The 19,880-nt window shown below is 61.5% G+C and carries 20 protein-coding genes; 13 read left to right on the forward strand and 7 right to left on the reverse strand.

Annotation, left to right across the window (positions count from 1 at the left end; translation table 11 throughout):
• The first annotated feature begins 3 nt into the window (after positions 1-3).
• From ROSMUC_RS16985 to ROSMUC_RS17030, 11 genes are read left to right on the forward strand one after another with little or no spacing between them, the layout of a single operon-like run.
• Positions 4-2,361 (forward strand): VirB4 family type IV secretion/conjugal transfer ATPase, encoded by a 2,358-nt coding sequence (locus tag ROSMUC_RS16985; RefSeq protein WP_245875217.1) that lies wholly within the window; start codon positions 4-6, stop codon positions 2,359-2,361.
• Positions 2,358-2,525, forward strand: coding sequence for a hypothetical protein (locus ROSMUC_RS21105; RefSeq protein ID WP_170062587.1), 168 nt, complete (start codon positions 2,358-2,360; stop codon positions 2,523-2,525). The genes ROSMUC_RS16985 and ROSMUC_RS21105 overlap by 4 nt, the downstream gene beginning before the upstream one ends.
• Before the next feature lie 55 nt (positions 2,526-2,580).
• Positions 2,581-3,669 (forward strand): lytic transglycosylase domain-containing protein, encoded by a 1,089-nt coding sequence (locus tag ROSMUC_RS16990; RefSeq protein WP_037275526.1) that lies wholly within the window; start codon positions 2,581-2,583, stop codon positions 3,667-3,669.
• Entirely contained in the window at positions 3,669-4,478 is an 810-nt protein-coding gene (locus ROSMUC_RS16995; protein ID WP_037275628.1) for a type IV secretion system protein, read from the forward strand. The genes ROSMUC_RS16990 and ROSMUC_RS16995 overlap by 1 nt, the downstream gene beginning before the upstream one ends.
• A gap of 17 nt (positions 4,479-4,495) precedes the next feature.
• Positions 4,496-5,149 (forward strand): VirB8 family type IV secretion system protein, encoded by a 654-nt coding sequence (locus tag ROSMUC_RS17000; RefSeq protein ID WP_037275527.1) that lies wholly within the window; start codon positions 4,496-4,498, stop codon positions 5,147-5,149.
• Positions 5,150-5,151: 2 nt separating this feature from the next.
• Complete coding sequence (locus ROSMUC_RS17005; protein WP_037275528.1) at positions 5,152-5,847, forward strand: TrbG/VirB9 family P-type conjugative transfer protein; 696 nt, start codon at positions 5,152-5,154, stop codon at positions 5,845-5,847.
• Positions 5,844-7,223 carry a TraB/TrbI/VirB10 family type IV secretion system protein gene (locus ROSMUC_RS17010; RefSeq protein WP_037275530.1) on the forward strand — a complete coding sequence of 460 codons (1,380 nt, stop codon included), beginning with the start codon at positions 5,844-5,846 and terminating at the stop codon, positions 7,221-7,223. Before ROSMUC_RS17005 ends, ROSMUC_RS17010 begins: the two co-directional genes overlap by 4 nt.
• A 4-nt stretch (positions 7,224-7,227) precedes the next feature.
• Positions 7,228-8,214: an ATPase, T2SS/T4P/T4SS family gene (locus ROSMUC_RS17015; protein WP_037275532.1), complete on the forward strand. Its 987-nt coding sequence runs from the start codon at positions 7,228-7,230 to the stop codon at positions 8,212-8,214.
• Positions 8,211-8,399, forward strand: a complete 189-nt coding sequence (locus tag ROSMUC_RS17020; RefSeq protein WP_037275536.1) for a hypothetical protein — start codon at positions 8,211-8,213, stop codon at positions 8,397-8,399. The genes ROSMUC_RS17015 and ROSMUC_RS17020 overlap by 4 nt, the downstream gene beginning before the upstream one ends.
• Positions 8,396-8,800: a hypothetical protein gene (locus ROSMUC_RS17025; protein WP_037275539.1), complete on the forward strand. Its 405-nt coding sequence runs from the start codon at positions 8,396-8,398 to the stop codon at positions 8,798-8,800. Before ROSMUC_RS17020 ends, ROSMUC_RS17025 begins: the two co-directional genes overlap by 4 nt.
• A gap of 6 nt (positions 8,801-8,806) precedes the next feature.
• Entirely contained in the window at positions 8,807-9,886 is a 1,080-nt protein-coding gene (locus ROSMUC_RS17030; RefSeq protein WP_037275541.1) for a TrbL/VirB6 family protein, read from the forward strand.
• Between the two features lie 136 nt (positions 9,887-10,022).
• Here ROSMUC_RS17030 and ROSMUC_RS17035 read toward each other — a convergent pair whose 3' ends face one another.
• Genes ROSMUC_RS17035 through ROSMUC_RS17050 form a run of 4 tightly spaced genes read right to left on the reverse strand, consistent with a single transcriptional unit; the run spans position 10,023 to position 12,968 of the window.
• Entirely contained in the window at positions 10,023-10,496 is a 474-nt protein-coding gene (locus tag ROSMUC_RS17035) for a type II CBASS E2 protein (protein ID WP_037275544.1), read from the reverse strand.
• Positions 10,496-11,695, reverse strand: a complete 1,200-nt coding sequence (locus ROSMUC_RS17040; RefSeq protein ID WP_037275546.1) for a nucleotidyltransferase domain-containing protein — start codon at positions 11,693-11,695, stop codon at positions 10,496-10,498. Before ROSMUC_RS17040 ends, ROSMUC_RS17035 begins: the two co-directional genes overlap by 1 nt.
• Positions 11,692-12,717, reverse strand: a complete 1,026-nt coding sequence (locus tag ROSMUC_RS17045; RefSeq protein ID WP_245875218.1) for a CBASS cGAMP-activated phospholipase — start codon at positions 12,715-12,717, stop codon at positions 11,692-11,694. Before ROSMUC_RS17045 ends, ROSMUC_RS17040 begins: the two co-directional genes overlap by 4 nt.
• A gap of 26 nt (positions 12,718-12,743) precedes the next feature.
• Positions 12,744-12,968, reverse strand: a complete 225-nt coding sequence (locus ROSMUC_RS17050; protein ID WP_009815559.1) for a DUF2188 domain-containing protein — start codon at positions 12,966-12,968, stop codon at positions 12,744-12,746.
• A 66-nt stretch (positions 12,969-13,034) separates the two neighbouring features.
• On the opposite strand from ROSMUC_RS17050, the gene ROSMUC_RS17055 reads away from it, so the two are divergent.
• Positions 13,035-14,156 (forward strand): XRE family transcriptional regulator, encoded by a 1,122-nt coding sequence (locus ROSMUC_RS17055; protein WP_037275550.1) that lies wholly within the window; start codon positions 13,035-13,037, stop codon positions 14,154-14,156.
• Positions 14,153-14,659: a PIN domain-containing protein gene (locus tag ROSMUC_RS17060; protein ID WP_037240062.1), complete on the forward strand. Its 507-nt coding sequence runs from the start codon at positions 14,153-14,155 to the stop codon at positions 14,657-14,659. The genes ROSMUC_RS17055 and ROSMUC_RS17060 overlap by 4 nt, the downstream gene beginning before the upstream one ends.
• A gap of 153 nt (positions 14,660-14,812) precedes the next feature.
• On the opposite strand, the gene ROSMUC_RS17065 is transcribed toward ROSMUC_RS17060, so the two are convergent.
• From ROSMUC_RS17065 to ROSMUC_RS17075, 3 genes are read right to left on the reverse strand one after another with little or no spacing between them, the layout of a single operon-like run.
• Positions 14,813-16,813, reverse strand: coding sequence for a type IV secretory system conjugative DNA transfer family protein (locus ROSMUC_RS17065; protein ID WP_037275551.1), 2,001 nt, complete (start codon positions 16,811-16,813; stop codon positions 14,813-14,815).
• A gap of 8 nt (positions 16,814-16,821) precedes the next feature.
• Entirely contained in the window at positions 16,822-19,173 is a 2,352-nt protein-coding gene (locus tag ROSMUC_RS17070; protein ID WP_037275553.1) for a relaxase/mobilization nuclease domain-containing protein, read from the reverse strand.
• Entirely contained in the window at positions 19,160-19,753 is a 594-nt protein-coding gene (locus tag ROSMUC_RS17075; protein WP_037275554.1) for a helix-turn-helix domain-containing protein, read from the reverse strand. Before ROSMUC_RS17075 ends, ROSMUC_RS17070 begins: the two co-directional genes overlap by 14 nt.
• Positions 19,754-19,880: the final 127 nt, after the last annotated feature.

Here is a 19,880-nt window from a genome sequence, read left to right on the forward strand (position 1 = left end):
GCCATGGACGATACGCTGGATCCCCGCACCATGACGCCGGACTGGTATGCGCGCGAAACCCGGCTCGCGCATATGCTGCCCTATGTGAGCCTCGTTGACGACCAGACCGTGCGGACTCGGGTGAACGAACTCTTCCGCTGCATCCGGCTCGAGGGGATCAACAGCTACACGACCGACGATGCCTATCTCGACAAGGTGACGGCGCTTTGTGCCCGCATCGTCGCGCAGCTCGGGCCGGAATTCAGCTATTACGTCCACAAGGTCTCTAAGGCGATCAAACCGGATCTCGACCCGATCCGTGAGGACAGCTTCGCAGGAGAGGTCGATCGGCGCTGGCGCGCGAAACTCGAGACCAGCGGGCTGCGCGACAAAACACTTACGCTCACCGTCATTCACCGCCCGCCCCCGAAAAGCCTTGTGCCTTTCCTCAGCCGCAGCGCGCCGGACCGCCTGAGAGAGGAGACTCGCAAACGTCTACAGCGCCTTGGCGAGGCCGTGAATGTCTTCCTGTCCGGCCTCGCAGAGCTCAAACCGCGCCTCCTTTCTGCCGCATCGGGGGAGTTGGTGGGGTTTCTGGGCGCACTCAACACAGGAACCGAGCTGCCGCTCTACCCGGCCAACACCTACGGCTTTTTGTCCTTCAACGTCGCCAATACCCGCGTGACGTTTCACGGCGACCATTTCGAGCTTTCCGAAGGCGTCGTGGGCCATCGCTACGGCAAGAGTTTCACCATCGGGGAGTATTCCGAAGGCACCTCCTGCACCATGTTCGACATGCTGAACTTGCCGGTCGACATGATCGTGACGCAGTCCTTCACGCCGATCAATTCGAACCTCATGGCGGGCCGCATCAAGCGGCAAAAGCGCCAGATGCAGGCCAGCCAGGACGCAGCCCTCTCGCTCTTGGAAGCCCTCGACATCGCCGCCGATGATCTCGAGGCCAAGCGCCAAAGCTTCGGTGAGCATCATATGGTCGTGACGCTCTTCTGCGAAACGCTGGATGAGCTGCAGACGCTCAGCGCGGAGATCGTGAACGCCGCCGCGACCGAAGGCGTGAAGATGATCGGTGAACGGGTCGCCGCAAAGGCCCATTACCTCAGCCAGCACCCCGGCAACCAGCCCAAGCGCGTCCGCGCCAGTGCCGTCACCAATCGCAACTTTGCGGATTTCACGGCCTTCCACCGGACGCAACTTGGCAAACCCGCAGCACTTACCCCTTGGGGCCGGGTCATCACCTATCTGCCCACCCCGGAGCAGAGCACCTATCGGTTTTCCTATCACGAGCAAGGCTCGCCCGACAAAGAACCCACCAGCGGCCATACCCTGATCATGGGACGACCCGGGTCGGGCAAATCGGTGCTGTCCGCCTTCCTGATGACCCAAGCCCGTCGAGCAGGGGCGCGGATCTTCGTCTTCGATTACCGTCTTGGTATGGAGATGGCGGTCCGCGCCAATGACGGGCGCTACGTGTCCCTGAACGCCGGCCAGCCCACGGGTCTCAATCCGCTCTGGACCGAGACCGATGCGCGCGGCACCGCCTGGCTCTCGGACTGGCTCACAACGCTGCTCCACCGCGCCGACAAACCCCTGACCCCGGCGCAGACCAATCGCATCCAGGAAGTGGTGCGCCAGAACGCACAGGCCTCCAATCCGGCCCTGCGGAACTGGCGGGATTTCGCATCGCTCTTCGTGTCCACCGATGATGGCGGCGATCTGCACCAGCGCCTGCTCGAGTGGTCTGAGGACGGCCGCTATGGCTGGATCTTCGGGCAGAGCCTCGAGGACACGTTCTCGCTCAAAGGCGATGTGGTGGGCTTCGATCTGACCGGCATTCTCGACAGTGAGGCCGACAAGGAACGGATGGCGGTCCTGTCCTATCTTTTCCGTCGGGTCGAGCGCGAGATCGAGGATCGCCGCCCCACCATCATCGTGATCGACGAGGCCTGGAAGGCCCTCGACAACGCGTATTTCGCCGAGCGGCTGTCGAACTGGCTGGTGACCGCGCGCAAGCAGAACACGGTCGCGGTGATGATGACGCAATACGCAAGCCAGCTCGAGCGCACCCGGACCGGCAAGACCATCGTCGAGGCCGTGCCGACGCAGATCCTGCTGCCCAATATCCGCGCCAATGCATCGGATTACGCCATGCTGAACCTAACGGAGAAGGAACTCGACGTCCTTCTCAACACCGGCAGCAACAGCCGCTTGGCGCTGATCCGCGACGATCAGGGCTCGATCGTCGTCGATGCCGATCTGAGCGCCCTTGGGCCCAATCTCACGATCCTCGGCGGCATGGAGAAAGGCGAAACGCTCGTTGGCGCCGATTACCGCGGCCGCCCAGACTTCTGGAGGCTTTCATGATCCGTATTCTCTTGACCCTGACAGCGCTCAGCCTGCTGGCTTCCTGTGCGCAGTATCGCGAACCGCAGGCCAACTGCTTTTCCTTTCTCACCTCGATGGGCGCGACAGCCCAGGATTGCAACTTCGCGCCGGTCGGCACATCGGAGGGTGGCATTGAAGTCTAGGCTTTCCCAACTCCTCGCATTTTGCCTACTGCCGGGTCTCGTCGCCGCACAGGGCGTGCCCATTAATGACAGCGGGCTGACCGCGCGCGACATCGTCGAGACTGGCGACCGCGAGGCAGACCTGGCCCTGCAAGCGGACAAGCTTGCCGTTCATGAACTCATCTCCGAGATCGAGCAAGAGCAGCTCGAAACCCTGCAACGCATCCTCGATGCGCAGACAAGCTTCGGCGGTCAGGGCTTGCCGGCCATGGTCTCGGGTCTGGAAAGCGGCAGCGACCATACAGCCCGATCCGTCGAAGCGGTCTATGGCTCGGGTGAGATCGATCCCAACCCCGGTGGTGTGCAGATGTTCGGGGATGCGGCAGAAAACATCGAGCAGCTCATCATCCGCGTGGCCCAGGAGACCAGCGGCTTTGCGGGTGTCGGCCGCGCAGGGCTCTCCCCCGTCCAATGGCGCGCGCTGCTTCAAGCCCTGATCTGGCAGGAAAGCCGGTTTACGATTGGGGCACGGTCTCCCGTCGGCGCCTATGGTCTCACTCAGATCATGCCGGGCACCGCCAGCGATCTGGGCATCAACCCTGAATACTATGACAGCCCCTACCTGCAGGTGCATGGCGGCGCGCGCTATCTGGCCGCCCAGTTGGGCACCTTTGACGGCAATATCATCAACGCGCTCGCCGCCTACAACGCCGGACCCGGCCGGGTTTTCGAGTATGGCGGCGTGCCACCCTTCCGCGAGACCCAGCACTACGTTTCGGTCATCCCTGAACGCTACAATCTCTATCTGAGCCGTATCGGCGGAATCGATGCGCTTGGCACGATCGATCCGGCGCTTCTCGCCAATGCCAACCTCTCGCTCACGGGTCATAGGGCGGCCTTTTATGGCAGCAACTCACCAGCCGCGATCCGCCAAGCCGCCCTGCGCATCCGCGATATCGTCGAACGGATTTCCGAAACCGTGGATGTACAGGAGAGCGTCGCGCTCAACACCTATGCCCGCGCCGAGCTCGTGCGCCTCGTCGCCGCCCGCATCCGGCTTCAGGCCGCCCGCACCCAGTTGCTCTCCGCCGAAGAGCTGGCCCAGGCCAGCGCCCGCATGGCCGAAGGCGCGTTCATGGATTTTACGATCAGGGAGATTGAATGATGGGACATCTGCTCTTGAGAACAGCTTTGGCCACGACACTTAGCGTTGGCTTGCAGTTCAGCGCCCTACCCCCAGCCGCAGCACAGGCCGTGCCCGTCGTCGATACCCAGAACATCGCGCAAAACATCCAGCAGCTCCAGCAGATGATCGAGGACGAGATCCTGCAAAACGAGCAGCTGACGCAGCTTCGCGAACAGCTTGTTACACTCACGGACCAACTGGCGGAGTTGCAGCGCACCTATGAGGCGATCACTCGCATCGCCGACCTGCCAGAGATCATCCGCACGGAAATGGAAGACGAGTTGAACGGCCTTCTAGATCAGGAATTCGGCGACATCCTCGCCACTATTGAAGCAATAAAAACCGGGGACTTCTCCGGCCTGTCCGGCTCAGGTGCCAGCGAGATCGAAACCCAGATGGACCGGGTGCTAGCCGACCTCGGCTTTGACGAGGACACCCTCTCGGAAATGGCAACCAGCGGCAATCCCGGGGCCAACCGCGTCGCGACGCAAGCAACAACCGGCGCGCTCGTTTCAGCCGCTGCCCAGAACAGCTATGAAGATGCCGGCCAATCGCTCGAGCGGGTAGACCGCCTTGTCGGGCTCATCGACGACATGGAAGAGCTCAAGCAAAGCGTCGATCTCAACACGCGCGTGACAGCTGAATTGGCCATCGCCCTCGTGGCAATGTGGCAGCTGGAAGCGATTCAAACGGTGGGCGATGGCACGGGCGGCGTGATCGATGCCGCCACCATCGCTGAAGAGCAGCGCTTCATGGATTTCACCTTGCCGGACCTGCGGGCCGAGTGATCGCGGGGGCATGACAGGTGGCGACTGAACAAGAAATCATCGAGGAAGAACTGGTCTACGGTGCCCTGCGCCGCGAACGGCTCTGGCAACGCCTTGGCCTGATGGGCCTTGTCTTCGGTATCATCGGCTGTCTGAGTGCCGCGGCTGTCTCGATCCTCGATGTCGACCCGCCCCCCGTCGTTGTCCCCTATGATCCCGCCACCGGCTTTGCACTCCCCGAAGCCTCGGTGGGCGCCTCCTCGGTGACCGCCAACCAGGCGATCATCGAGGCGGAGGTGTTCCGCTATGTGACCGACCGGGAGGTCTATAACCAGCTGGACAACGATCTGCGCATCCGCAGCGTCCTGCGCCGCTCGGACGGAGCTGCCGAGAGCGGGCTGCGCCAGATCTGGAACAGCGCCAACGAGAATTACCCGCCGACGGTCTATGGCCCCAATGCTCGGCTCGACGTGGAAATCCTCAGCATCAACCGGATCGGCACCAACCGCGCGACGGTCCGCCTGCGCAAGCGCCTGACGTCCATTAACGGCACCCAGACCGGCCTCTTCACTGCGACGCTTCTCTTCGAGTTCCGCCCGGAGACCCGCCGCTCCATCGATGAGGTCTGGACCAATCCATTCGGCTTCACCGTCCTCGAATATTCCATCCGCTCCGACAGATTGGAGAACTGACGTTGTTGTTTATAAGATCGCTTATTTTTGTCATTGCCCTGTTGCCCGGCCTCGCCTCTGCCGAAGCCATCCCGCGTGGCGGTCCCAACGACAGCCGAGTGCGCTTGGCTACCTACCAGGAGGGTCAGGTCTACCGTCTCAACGTGTCGCTCACCCATGTCACCACAGTCGAATTCGGGGAGGGCGAAAGCATCCGTTCGATCATCGCGGGCGACACGGAAGGCTTCGAGATCGATGGCGTGCCCGGAGGCCAGGCCTTTGCAATCAAGCCCGTCGCGCGCGGCGTCCATACCAATGTGACCGTCTACACGAACAGGCGCAGCTACTATTTCAACGTCGAAGAGGTCCGAAGCCCGACCTTCTACGTCGTGCAGTTCCGCTATCCAGACGACGCTGCGCGCCCGACCCGGGCCATCGCGGCCCAAGCGCCGAACTACAATTACGGTGCCAGCGCGCGGACCGAGTTCACGCCAACCCGCATCTGGGATGACGGGACGTTCACGTATTTCGCCTTTCCAAGAAACGCGCCTGTGCCCGCGGTCTTCCGCTACGCGGGCGGCCGCGAGCGCACGGTCAACACGCAAACTCCTGAAGACGGCGTGATCCGCGTCAGCGGCGTGAACCGCCAATGGGTCCTGCGACTTGGCGGAGAGGTGGTCTGCATCGAGGCGATCCCGCCCGCGGAGGCCACCTCATGAGCGATACCGGGAACACCGAGCTGGAAAAACGCCTCGCCGCCCTTGAGAAAGGCAGTGCCCGCGCGCCCATAGCGGCGCAGCGCCGGTCGCCCCTTCTCGCACTGATCGTGGTGCTCGTGATCGGCGCGGGTGGTGCCCTGCTTTTTCTCCTCTCACAGCCCGACGAAGAGGAATCCTTGCCGACGGCCACCCCAGACGTCTTCCAAAACGAGGGGGACGGCTTTGGCGCTATCGAGACCTTGCCCCCGCCCGAGCCCGAGGTTGTGTTTGTCGGACCGGATCCAGTCGAGCCCAACGCGGAGCTTCTGGCGCAGATCACCGCGCTGCAGGCTCAGATCGAGGAATTACGCAACGCCCCCGAACCGGTCGTCGAGGAAGACACCGCCGCCGCAGAGGCGATCGACGCGCTGACCGCTCAGATCGCGGCACTACAAGCCGCCTCGGAAGCCGCACAGCAACGATTCCAGGACGAACTGACGGCGCGGGATCGCAGCCTTGAGCAATTACGCATGGATCTGGAACTGGCCCAACTCGAGGCCAGCCGACCCCAGCCCGCCCCAACGGGCCCCACGGAGGATGAGCTGCGCGCACGCGAACAAGAGCGACTGCGCCGCGAGGAAGAAGCCCGGCGCATGGCCGAGCTGGAGCGCCGCGCCGCGGAGGAACGCGCCTTCCAGGAGCGGCGTATCTCCTCGCCCACCATCGCGTTTGGCGGCACGTCCGGAGCGAATGAAACGGCTCTGACCGAACGCACCTTCGGCGAGGTGACGGATTTCGTGCTGAACGGTGCATTGCCCTCCACCGTGACGCAGACCGAGGTGATCGCCAATCCCTCCAACACGATTCTACAGGGCACCATGATCCAGGCCGTCATGGAGACCGCCCTCGACAGCTCGCTTCCCGGCCAGACCCGTGCCGTGGTGTCCGAAGATGTTTACAGCGTCGATGGCGCAAGGCTTTTGATCCCCCGCGGATCCCGTCTCATCGGGCGCTACCGCGCTGGCGTCGATATCGCACAGCGCCGCGTCACGATCGCGTGGGACCGGATCATCCTGCCCGACAACCAGACCGTCCAGATCAGCTCCTTCGGGGGCGATGAACTGGGCCGTTCTGGCGTCACCGGCCTCATAGACACGCGCTTCGTCGAGCGTTTCGGGTCGGCCGCCCTGATCTCGCTGATCTCCGCAGCACCCAGTGCCGCCGCCTCCGAGGTCCAGGATGAGACTGCCGCCGACGCTCTCGAAGACGTTGGCGATGATCTGGCAGATGCCACGGACAGCGTCATAGGCGATTACCTCTCCATCGGCCCCGTCATCTATGTCGACCAGGGCGCCCGCGTCACGGTCATGGTCGACCGCGATCTGGAGATATTCTGAGCCCATGTCGCTGAGCTATCTCGAAACCTCACTTGACCGGATCGAAGCCGCCGCCCGCGACGATGTCATCGAGATCTGCATCAACCCCGACGGGACCTGCTGGGGCGAATTCCAGGGCGATCACTTCATGCGCGCGCTGGACCAGAGGCTGACCGGCGTTCAGGTCAGGGACCTCGGCAACCAGATCGCCTCATCGGCCAATACCACGATGAGCAAGGACCGCCCCATCGTCTCGGTTTCGATCACCTACAAGGGTCGCCCGATCCGCGCACAGGTCATCACCCCGCCCGCCGTGCTCTCGGCCATGTCGATCAGCTTGCGGTTCTTCTCGAGCCTGCCACTCGAGGGCATTGCGCTCGATTTCCTCTACGGAAAAGAGCGCAAGCTCGAAGACCTGCGCGTGGAAAAGAAGCGTGCCTTGCGCGCCGTGGTGGCCGCGGGCTTGATCGATGATGCGCTTGCCTTCTGCGTCGAGAACAAACTCAACATGATCGTCTCGGGTGGCACCTCCACCGGCAAGACCGTGGCCGCGCGCAAGATCCTCTCTCACGTACCATCTGAAGAACGCATCGTCACCATCGAAGAAGCCGCCGAGCTTCTGCCGACCCAGCCAAATGCCGTGACCCTCATCGCCAATCGCGACGCAGAATTCCAAACCGCCGATGTGCTTCTCACCGCCACGCTGCGCATGCGCCCCGACCGGATCATCCTGGGCGAGGTGCGCGGCAAGGAGGCCATGACCTTTCTGGAAGCCATCAACACCGGTCATGGCGGCTCGATGACCACGCTCCATGCCGAAACCCCGCAATTGGCGGTGCAGCGCCTCGCGATCGCAGCACTCAAGACCGAAATCCCGATGACCTATACTGACATGATCCAGTACATCGAAAATTCCATCGATGTGATCATCCAGGCCGGTCGCCATGACGGCAAACGCGGCATCACGGAATTCTACCTCCCCGGCGCAACCGAGATTGGAACTTCCCCATGAAGACCTTTGAATATGATATCTTGTCCTTTCCGGTGAAGAAGCAAAAGGACTACGACGAGATGCGACGTGTCTTGAATCAGCGCGGCGCGGAAGGATGGGAGGTCATCACCGCCGAAGCCGGCGATTACGGCTACACCACTTTCTTGAAGCGTGAGACTGGTACAATGAAGGCGGCATCGGAATGACACAGATTATTGCAGTCGCTGGCCTGCTCTTGATCTTTGGCACAACTGCTGGCGTAGCAGAGCGGAACCTGATCCCGACGCTCGACAACCACCCAAATGTTTGTCCAGACCAACCACCCGAGCCGGAATGGATGCAGAACATCAATGTGCGCGAATCCTATAAGCGCCTTTTGATCCAACAGATATATCGGGCTCAAAGCATGGAGCGCGTCGTAGACTCGCAAAACTGCAACTGTCCCACACGGTATCCAACTTGGGAGAACGCCGTACGCTTCTACACCGAGCGCTATGCTTCATCTGAATACTGGGACGTTGTCGAAGCGACGTCCGAATACCGACGGCAGGCAAATGAACTGCGCCGCGCCGCCATGCCAATCTGCGAAGCAGCTGGCAACTGGTAGCAATCCATGAGTGTCGTCACCTACTTCGTGGAAACGGCCGAAGGGTATCTAGATACCGCTGCCGAAAGTCAGTTTGGTGCGGTCGCAGCAACGGTCGGCACGTTGCTGGTTCTGGGCACAACACTGGTTGTCATTCTGGTCTTCATCAACATGATCTACCAGTATCGCGCCATGGACGGCCGAACTGCCTTTTGGCTGGCCGTGAAGGTCGGACTGATAGGGGTCTTCGCGGCCAACTGGGTCCAGTTCAATGCGCTTGCCTCAGCAATACTGAACGGAATCGACAGCATTGCCGGGGCCCTTGTGGCTTCTGTCGGCGGCGGATCACCTGGCCCGTCCGGTACCTTTGCAGAGGAATTTGACGAATTGATTGCAGCGCTCGGGGACTATCTGAATGCTGCGGGGTCCGAGCTGAACTGGATGGCCGGTGCCTTGTTGGACACACTCGGGGTTCTGCTGCTCTCGATTCTTGGCGGGTTGGCGGCGTTCATTGTTGTGGCGTCCCGGCTCATGATCGCTCTGCTAATTGGCATTGCGCCAGTGATGATCTTCTTGACACTGTTCGAGGTGACCAAGGATTATTTCGCGCGCTGGTTATCCGCGCTCATTTCATTCGCGATGTATCCGATCGTAGTCGCCGGCGTGTTCGCGACGATCACGGGGATTTCTCGGGCGCTTCTTGCCGAGCTTGGCGACCCAGAGGGGGCCTCGAACATAGGGGCCCTTATCCCATTTTTCATGATGGTGTTGATGGCAAAGGGTTTCATCATAGCAACGCCTTTCTTGGTCCGGGCGATTTCTGGAAACATCATGATGCCGGCACTCTCGGCCGGGTTCGGGGGAAGCTATGCCTTCGCCAGAGGGGTTGCAGGTAGCCAACAAGTTTACAATCGCTATGCCATCGGTGGCGCAACTGGGGCTGAATACGCAGCCCTTCGAGCGCGACAATTCTTCGGCGTGCAAGCCTTGCCGAGCCGGCCAAATACTGCTGGAGGGCCAACTGCGGCTCGTCCGGGTGACGCAACCGGAACAGGCGCCCGAATGCTGGCACAGCTTTCAAGACTTGGTAGGTTGGGCAGGCGGTGACAGCCAGGTGCCAAAAACTTGCCAAAACTGCAAAGGTTTCGCCGCGGGTTTTTGTCATTGCTAAACGGTTGATCCCTCGCGACACAAGGCACGTGGCCAAACACGACCGTTTCTGCCACAGGCGGCATCGACAATTTTAGCACCGTGCCACGGCCCTGCGCATCGCCCGATTGCCAACTGGCTCAGGCTCTTCGCCGGGGTGTTGCCCTTCACCTTTCCAGTCGTCTGACCAAAGCCAATCTTCGAAATAATAGAGCCAAAGGTAAGTCCACGGAATGATGGTTTGGTCGATCCGCTTCCGCGCGTCCCATTCCCTGGCACCTGGAAGATAAAGACAAAGGCGCAGCGGATCTCTGTAGACGTGAGGCAAAGGACGCCCTGCCGCCAGCAACTCCAGATCCGGGTCGTCTATCTGAACACCGGGCGTTTGACCCGGCTGAAACGTGATAGTGGCAAGGTAGGAGCGCGCCAAGGCGGTCGGTTGTATAGGCTCTTGCCATGTCAATTTGTTTGCGCGGACCTGCCCCACACCACTGATAGCCGGGCTTGCCTTCAGGAACAGCAGCTGCTGCGACAAGGTCAGGTCGTATTGCCCGCTTCGTCCTATCATCAATCACCGAAGAACGTATTTGTGGGCACGGTCGTTGATGCTGCGACCTTCGATGTCGTCAGCCCGACCACAGGTGCGACAGAAAGCAGACCCGATTTGCGACCATCCGACACCGCATTGACGCGGTTGCCGAGAACCCGTCCGGTGACACCGGAACCAAACGAACGCTCCATGTTCAATGACACACGGTCCTGACCAACAGCATCGCGAAGGACTTCAAAGTCGGACAGAGCTTGTGCGTGCCACGCATAGAACGCTGGTGCCCGGCGTTCATCCTTGTTCCAATTGTCGGCGAAGTTTTCCCCGTTGGTTGTCTCGTTCAGGATGGCATAGCCCCGCCGTCCGTCCAGAATCGGGCGGTCGATGAAGTGCGGCATCATCCGGATCGTTTCGACCAACAGATCCATTTCGTCATGGAAGACGTGGTTGCGCACGCAATAGGCATAAGACTGCATCGCAAGGGTGGTAATGATAACGGAAATCGGGGCCACGTCTTGCGTGTTGTTCTGATAAAAAACGTCGCGGTGCCGTTTGAGCAATTGCACGATGCGGCGCAGGATGCCTTTCACTGCTTCTCGGACGGGGAACGGCTCCACCGTCGCCTCGTCCCGTTGCATGGCGATAAACTTGCCCACAAAGGTAGGCCGGAGTGCGGCGCGCTCATCGAACAGGGTCTTGTAGGCCCGCGGGTTTGTCGGATGCCATTCCTTCAGAGCCCGGTCGGGCACCAATTCGCCCCGGTTGCCGCAGACCGGGTTTGCTATCGTCGGGGATAGGTCGAGGTGGAAGTCCCCCGCATAGTTGAGACGCCAACAACGCTTTTTTTCTTCGAGAAGGCGCACATAGGTGGCGTGTTCCTTGAGCCGGTTTCCAACCGCCGCCTTCAGGGTCGCTGGTGAGATGCCGGACGCGATACCTGCACAAAAGCAGATCAGATCGACATCGAATTCCCGCCGCCCGATTGGCTTCACGGCCGTTCCAAGCGCATTGGACCCTTGGAGATAGACCAGAACACTGACGAGTAGGGGATCAGTTGAACCGGACAGCCAGTCTCCAACGGCACCATAGCTCTGGCGCGCACGATCAAACTGGGTTTCGGTGAGGTCCAGATCCTCGCCTATCTCGTCCAGGATGGTGAATATCTGCGTGCGCCGCCGAATATCACTGTCGGTCAGCAGCTGTCGCAACATCTGATTCATGCCGCTTTCTCCTTGAGTTGATAGACCGGCACGAAGGTATCGGCAGGCTGGGTGAAAAAGATCGGGGTCAGGTGGGGCTTTGCTTTTCGGGCTTCTGACATACCGAGGCCCTTGAGGCGGCCGATCTTCGTGGTGTCATCCAAGGTAAAAAACCCGCTCGGGACAGACGGCGAAATGCGGTAGATGCGATCCCCATCGTAAGGGTGTCCCGTCAGAAGTTTTGCCATGCCGAGGGCGCCATGTGATTGCCCATCCGCGTAAAGGTTGAGGACTTTGAGGCCGAGTCCGGCAAACCCTGGACTTTCGGGCAGCATGTAGACTTCGTCCAGACACCCCAGGCTCAGAATGCGCAGGTCTGACGGATGCCACCCCAGAAGAGTGATGGCTTCGACGACAGCAATGGCTGTGGGATTGTTGGCCCATGTCCCGCCATCGGTTAGGCCAATATCATCAGCAGTGCGATGTCGCTTGAAATACGTAGGTGCCGCTGCCGTAGCCAGGGCGGTATCCAGCGCAGTCTTGCGATAATCGGTTTGCAGGCGTGTGTGATGCGCGGTCTTGTAGATATAAGGGCTGCGGAGATCGGCATCCCACGCCGGGATCACCAACCGGGTCTGTGATTGCCCGATCAGATCGTTGTTGAGAACGGCCTTGAGTTCACGGGCAAGAATTGCCGCATCGTGCTTTGGACCGACTGCGTGTCGACCTGTGGCGGTGAGGTTGCGCCATGCCTGCCGTATCCTCCCCAGCGGTTCATCATCCGCATTGTCCTGACCGAAGATGACAGGCCCGCGACGCTCGTAAAGCTCGAGCAGTTCCTTTGCCGTGCGGCCGAGGCCAAGGCCGAGTGCGATGATGCCACCCGTCGATGTGCCCGCGATGAGATCGAAATAGCGCCCAATGGGCTGGCCCAGATCTTCCTCGAGCCCCGCGAGGAATGCAGCGGGCATCGTGCCCTTAATCCCGCCCCCGTCGATGGAGAGGATGCGACGTATCTGCCTGTTGTTCCCACCGTTGCTCATCCTGACATCCATTCCGCTTATGCCCTTCAGCCTTTCGGCGGATACGGGTCCTTGCCATAGGTGTTGCGCTCGCGGATGCGACCGTTCTCGCCGTGGATCAGCATCTCGCTGCCCTGACGAATGGCGGATTCCCGCGCGGCCGTGATGGCCTCGCGCTGCGTGCCGTGGACGGAAGACGCGCGGGAGTTACCCGCCCCCTTCACTGCCCAACCGCTTTCATGCGGCACAACATGCTGATTTTTCTTAGACATTTCAAGCCTCACATGTCGATTTCGGTTGACGATGCGACAACCTTGTGTTTAAATATACAGTAAGAAATGGCGTTTATCAACCACAACAATAACCGCCGGGAGAGGATCATGTTCGGACAAAGACTCAGACTTGCCCGCAAGCGGGCGGGTCTATCCATGCAAGCGCTCGCGGAGCGCGTAACCCCAAGCGTGTCAGCGCAGGCCATCAGCAAATACGAGGCGGACAAGATGATGCCGTCTTCGTCGGTGCTGGTCGGCCTCGGCAAGGCGCTCGGCGTGTCACTGGACTTCCTGCTCGGCGGTCAGGTCGAAGCTCTGGAAAGCGTCGAGTGGCGAAAGAACTCGACCGCCTCGGCGCAGGATCGCGCGATGGCGGAATCCATTGTGATCGAGAAGCTCGAAGACTATCTTGCCATCGAGGACATCCTCGACATGCACCCCGCTGAAGACCCCTTCGCCGTGCTGCGCGTGGACATGGTGGCCGATGAAGAGGCCATCGACGCCAAGGCGCGGGACGTGCGGCGCGAGTGGCAGCTTGGGATCGACCCGATCCCGAGTATGACCGCGCTGCTCGAAGACAAGGGACTCAAGGTCATCGAGGCCGATCTCCCGGAACGCATCAACGGGCTGGCCTGTCATGTCGAACGGGCGGAGGGCGCACCGACTGAGGTGATCGTCGTCTCGCGGCACACCAATGTCGAACGCAAGCGCTTTAACCTCGCCCACGAACTCGCGCACCGGATCATCACCGAAACCGGCAATGCCGCACTGAAAAAGGAACCCTCGATGCACCGCTTCGCGGGGGCGTTCCTCATTCCGCGTGAGCATCTGGAAGAGGAAGCTGGCCGAAACCGTCACGGCATGACCTGGATAGAGATCATGCGGCTCAAGCGCACCTATGGCGTCTCTGCCGCCGCGATGCTCGTGCGGCTCGGCCAGGTGGACATCCTATCGAAGAGTGCTGTGGAATATGCGTTCAAGACCTATGCGCGAAGCTGGCGGCGCGAGGAGCCGGAGCCTATCGGTCCAGGCGAGGGCTTCGCGGCTTTCGAGAAGCCGCAGCGCTTCGAGCGCCTCGTCTGGCGCGCGCTCGGCGAGGAGATGATTTCCCCCGTGCGGGCGGCGCAAATGCTCGGACTCCCCTTGAGCGTTGTCGAACGCGACATCAGGGGGCCTCGTGACCAGTGACCTGTGTTGTCGTCAATGATGCGTCCTGTCTTATCGACTTGAAGAAGGGAGAGTTGCTGCACGTCCTGCTGCGGCTGCCCTATCGCTTCATCGTGCCCCTGCCCATTCGTGAAGAGGAGCTTCTCGACTTCACGGCTCAGGAATGGCGGATGCTCGAAGATGGTGGCCTTGCCACCTATGACCTGCCAGCCGAGGAAGTCGCGCAGGTGGTTGCGCTCAAGCGTGAGCACAGCCGTCTGTCAGCCTATGACTGCTTCGCTCTGGTCACGACAACCTGCCAGGAAAACGGCATCCTCCTGACCGGCGACAATCTTCTGCGCAAAGTCGCCACCGCCCGCGCTGTGCGCGTTCATGGCGTCCTGTGGATCATAGACGAGTTGCACGCCGCCGAAGTCTGCGAGGTCGAGCTTCTTGTTTCCGCACTGCAAATCTGGCGGGCGGATGAGGCGGTCTTCCTGCCTCCTGCCGAGATCGACAAGCGGCTGCGCCGTCTGGGGGCATAATCTGAACAAGGTGGAGATGGCTGGACCCTGCCCACGACGTTCCCAGCGAGAGATCGAACGGTCGTGCAAGCCAAACCCTCTTTTTGGCAAAAAAACACCGTTTGTTACATTCAGCGTTACGGAAGCTACGGGCAGGTCGCCATGCCCGCCACCCTATCGAGCAACCAGCTTTTCACTACCCTCCTCCCGCAGCATCGTTTCCATTTCATCCAAGCCATCGACAGCAGAGCGCATTTGCGCCTCATCAACGACGCTCGCAGCTTCGGCATCCACGACCTGGCTGCCAAAATCCATCTCCATCTGACGCTGTTCCTCGGCGATGACGGCTTGAACGACGGGCGCCGTCTTCTTTGGAACAACATCAGATTGCCCTGAATGTTCAGCATCAGTAGGCTGGCCTGCTACGTCTACATCGGCCTCGGGTCCACTTGGCCCGTCCGGCGGCGGCGCCATCGGCATGGCGCGCACACTCAGCGGCAGCGTGCCTTGCGGTCCCCCTCCCCCCGGCTTCGGAAACGGCAACTCGCCTGATTGCGCCGCGTGGATCGCCTTGAACAGCCGATCGTCAAAATACTGGATCCGCTTTGCCCGGACCGGCATCTGGGCATCGATGACCATGACGATCTCGTCGAGCGGTAGGCGGCGCGCCTCATCTTCGGGCAGCAAAGAGCTTTCTTCGGTCCGGGTCGACTGGCTGCGCCCTTCAAAGGGGTTCTTGCCGATGGACTGGGATCGCGTGATGACGGTCTTCGTGGTCTTGCCAACCGCCTTGCTCAGCTCTTCGACGGTTTTTTCATCCGAAGGCGTGAGATAGAGTTTCACGCCCGCGTTGCCTTGCAGGGCGCGACGAGTGTTCTCGCCGTAGATTTCATCGAGGGCGGGGATGGTTTGCGTGACCACGGCCAAATGCCCGCGATAGGTGCGCAGGGTCTCGATGCTCTCGACCACGATGGGCATCTTGCCGAGGCGATTGAACTCGTCGAGCATGATCATCACGGGCCACGGCTCGTCTGGCCCGGGATCCTTTTCCTGCATGGCGGAGAGCAGATCGGAGAAGAAGAGTCGGATCAGCGGCGCGAGGGGTTTGACCATTAGCGGCTGGACCACGAGATAGACCGAAAAGGGCTTCTTGCGGATCGTCCGGAAATCAAAATCCGAGACTGCCGTCGCTTCATCGATGGCCGGGTTCTGCCATTGATCGAGCCCCGATGTCATCAGGAGCGAGACATAGGAGGTCAGCGTATCGTTGTTGGTTGAGGCCAGCCGCGTGAAGATCAACTTGGCGGCCCTGTTGTCGACCTCGTGGCCCCGCGCGAAATACTCCTTCTGCTTGTTCCCGCCCGAGGCGGCGATGCGGTAGATCTCGCCCAAGGTGGGGCGCTTGCGCTGGAAGGCCAAGAGCCCTGCCGCCACGAAGAGATCGATCCCGCCCTTGAGGAGGCCCTGCACCCGGTCATTGTCGCTTTGCAGGAAGAGCGTCGCGAGGAGCTGCAATTCCATCTGCTGGCGCGCGGGATCTTTCAGTTGATAGATGCGCAAGAGCGGGTTGTAGCGATGCGTGCGCTTGCCCTCCCACTCGGTGGGTGCAAAGCGATAGACCTTGTCGCCTTGGGCGGCGCGGTGCCGGGCCGTGGCCTCGAAACACTCGCCCTTCACATCGAGCGTCACAGCGGAGCCTTGCCAGGTCAGCAGGTTCGGAATGACAAAGCCCGTGGTCTTGCCACGGCCCGTGGGCGCCACGATCAGCGCATGGGGGAAGACCTTGGAGCAAATGTAATTGGCGCGGGAGCCGGGCGGCCCCAGCTTGCCGAGGATGAACCCCGTACCGGGCGCCCCGAAGAACCCGTTGGCCTTCATCTCGCGCGCGGTCTGCCAATGGGTCTGGCCAAAGCGTGTCAGAGCGGACCCTGAGAGGGCGAGGCTCAGCATCAGCCCGGCGGCGGCGAAGCTGCCGACGATCAGGTGAATAAGTTGGGCATCCTCTGGGCGGCGATCGAGGATCGCCAGATAGTTCTGCGCGATATAGGCAAAGTCGATCTCGGCGCCGAAGCCGAGATCCTGGTAGGTCAGCACCGCCGAGGCGATCGTATAGCCCATGGCGGCGGTCACCAGCGTCACCAGCAGGACGCCCGTGGCGATCCGCGCTTTTCCCATTGAGGCGCTCAATGGACCTGACCCCGCTCGGTCTCGCCATCCACCTCTGTGGCGCGGTGTTTTTCGTATTCGGTGTCGGCAAGATCATCGACCACCTGGCGCAAGGCCTCCGTGTTGGCCGTCGCTGCATCCGATTGCAGGTAGACCTTGGCGACATAGAGCCGGTCGAGGCGGTCCTCGAGAACCTTGTCCAGCGCATCGGCATCGCCAGATGTGAGCCGGTCGAGTTGGCGAACGTCCAGCACCCGCGCGATCTCGTCGCGGAAGGCGTCCCGCTCCGCCTCCGTCTCGAAGGGCGCGGACAATTCCCCGGCCCGCTCATGGTCCAGAACACGCGCAATCTCGTCTGCGAGGCGGTCGGCACGGTCAGACTGCGACGCAGTTTCATCGCGGGTTGCGAGGATGTCGTCGCGCGTGCCAGACCCGAGCCCGTCGCGCATCTCGTTTTCGCGGCGGACCTGATTGATGGCCTCCGTGTCGCGTATCTCGACGACGGCCGCATAGGTCGCACCGAGCCCGCGGGCAAGGTGGGACGGCATGTCCGGATAGCGCGCGCGCAAGTCATCCGTGACAGCATCTGCAACGGGCGTGCGGAGGTCGCGTCCCTCCATGATCCGATCGACCTCGCGGGTGATCTCGCTGGCGCGGGCCGCATCGGTGATGGTCTCCCTGTAGGGCTCAGACCGGTCGATCACATCGCCGGGACGTGCGAGCAGGTCCGGGTGTGCCTCGAGATATGCGCGCTGCTCCGTCTCGATCCGGCGCTCCGCCCGTGAGACAACCTCCCAGTCCCGGTCCTCGATCTGCTGCGCTGTCAGACCCTCGGCGCGCATCTCCTGACGGATTGTCCCTTCCATCGCCCGGACTGAATCCCGATGATAATGGAACCGCTCGCTGTCCGCTTCCGCTTCCATGACACCATCCCGGCGCAGTACGTTCTCCCGTTCCAAAAGCGTGCCAAGTTCGACATGTACATCGTTGAGAATGTCGCGCGCCTGTTCCAGATCGGCGCGGCGTTCAAGGTTCAGATCGCGCGCCTCAGCTACTTTGGAGAGATCATTGGCGATCCATTGATGCTCGAGCGCTGCATTTGAGGCGCCCGTCTCGATCCGGGTCACCACTTCCGATGTGCTGATCCCGGTGCCGTGTAGTGCCGCGTCAATGCGCGATCTCAGGTCGGGCTCGGCCAGTCGCTCGCGCTGGCTGGTGTCGATATTGGCTTCGGAATAGATCCCGCCCTCCGAGGGGGTCTCTGACAGCGTGCTCGAACGCAAGCCGAGAGGCTGCATGTGCTGGACCTGCGTCTGGATCTCGATGAGGCGTTTTTCCAGCACGGGACGTTCCGCGTCAGACTTCTCGGCGATCATGCCCTGCACCCGCGCGAGCTTCTCCGCATAGAGGCTTCTGAGATCCTCGAAACTTTGATCCTCGGCCATATACACATCTCCTGTTCGGTCCACCTGCCCGCCATGCGCCAGGACCTCGCCCGCGCGAAAGAGGGCTGCGGCAATATCCTCGTGGGCCCCGCGGACCTCGGAGGTCTCCCGGGAGGCCTCCACGGCAAGCGAGTGGTAGACAGTTCTGGTATTGGCGATCTCCGCCAGCGTCCGCGTCAGCTCCTGCCCCACGCGTTCCCGCTCGCGGGGTGCGCGACCCTCTTCCTTCGCGGCATAAACCTCGCTGGTGCGGGCGGGGTAATGCACGACGCCGCGATCGATCCGGCGCGTGGCTTCCAGCCGCACGCCGTACTTCTCCGCCTCCTCGACCATGGCGAGGCGGAAGTCGTCGTAGTTGAAGCGATGGTTGCGCCCGAGGAAGAAGAACTCGCCTTCCTGCGAGCGGCGGTTCAGCACCAGATGCGCATGGGGGTGATCGCGGTCCTCATGCACCGCGATGATGTAGTCGAAATGCCCCGCGTCGGTCTGGAAGAACCGCTCGGCCACATCCGTCGCGATGTCGCGCACATCCTCCCCGCGCGTGCCGATGGGGAACGACATGAGCATATGGGTCGTCTGGCCCAGCTTGGGCTTGAAGCCCGCATCCCACCGCTTGGCAAAGCGCTCGGTCAGGTCCTTGATGTCACCGGCCTCGAGCTTCGCCTTGCCGTCCAGAAACCCGCTCGAGTCGACGATATGGGTGGACTTGGTGGTGAGGTAATCGAGCTGGTTTGCGAGCTGCGATTTGGTATGCGTGCCCCCGCCCCGGATCGCCTTGAAGACCGCTGGCCGATGCCCTGCTGCCGCGCGCACAAGCTGGCTCTGCTTGGCGACATGCAGCCCCTGCATCGAGCCCCGGATCCGGCTCCAGCCGTCCCGGAAGACCTCGCCCGTGACAGCGTCGACGGCATCATTCAGCCGCATGGGCAAACTCCCTCAGCGCGTCCGTGGCCTCGAGCTGCATCGCATCGCGACGGCGGCGCAGGAGCAGGTCGATCTCGTCGGCGGAATCCAGAATGAACCGCGCCAGCCCACGCATCTGCGCAAGGCGCAATTCGGTGAACTCGGCATTCGTGCCCCCCACGGCCCCCTGCCCCCGCCGGTTGGCCCGCGTCATATGCTTGGCGATCTGCGCGACCCCATTGCCGACCTCATGCAGAGAGGCGCGGTAGCGCGCCATCTCTGCTGCCATCTGCGCGTCCGGAACGAACACCCCGCCTGCCGCCTGAATGAGCCGCCGCAGCCCTTCGGCCCGGCTCTCGATTCTGGCCTCGGCCAGCACCTCGTCGAGCGCCGCAAGCTCCGCAGCCGTGACCTTCACACTGACCGCTGAGACCGGGATCGCGGCATCCGTCTGTCGCTCGGCATCGGCTTTGAGCGTGTACTGGATCGCCCGGGCCGACACTCCAAACCGCTCGGCCAACACGGACGTCGACACACCTTCCGCAGCCTCGCGAACGATCTCCATGCGGTCTGCATCGGTGAGACGTTTTGAACGAGACATGCGAAGAAAGACCCCCTATTTCCTGCCACCTTCCACCAAGGCTGCCCCTACCTTACGATAATATACCTAGCTGTCAATTATATACTTACGTCGCATTCAGTCTCAGGCAGCCTTGGTGTCCGCTTCC

Source organism: Roseovarius mucosus DSM 17069 (assembly GCF_000768555.3).
Lineage (GTDB): Bacteria > Pseudomonadota > Alphaproteobacteria > Rhodobacterales > Rhodobacteraceae > Roseovarius > Roseovarius mucosus.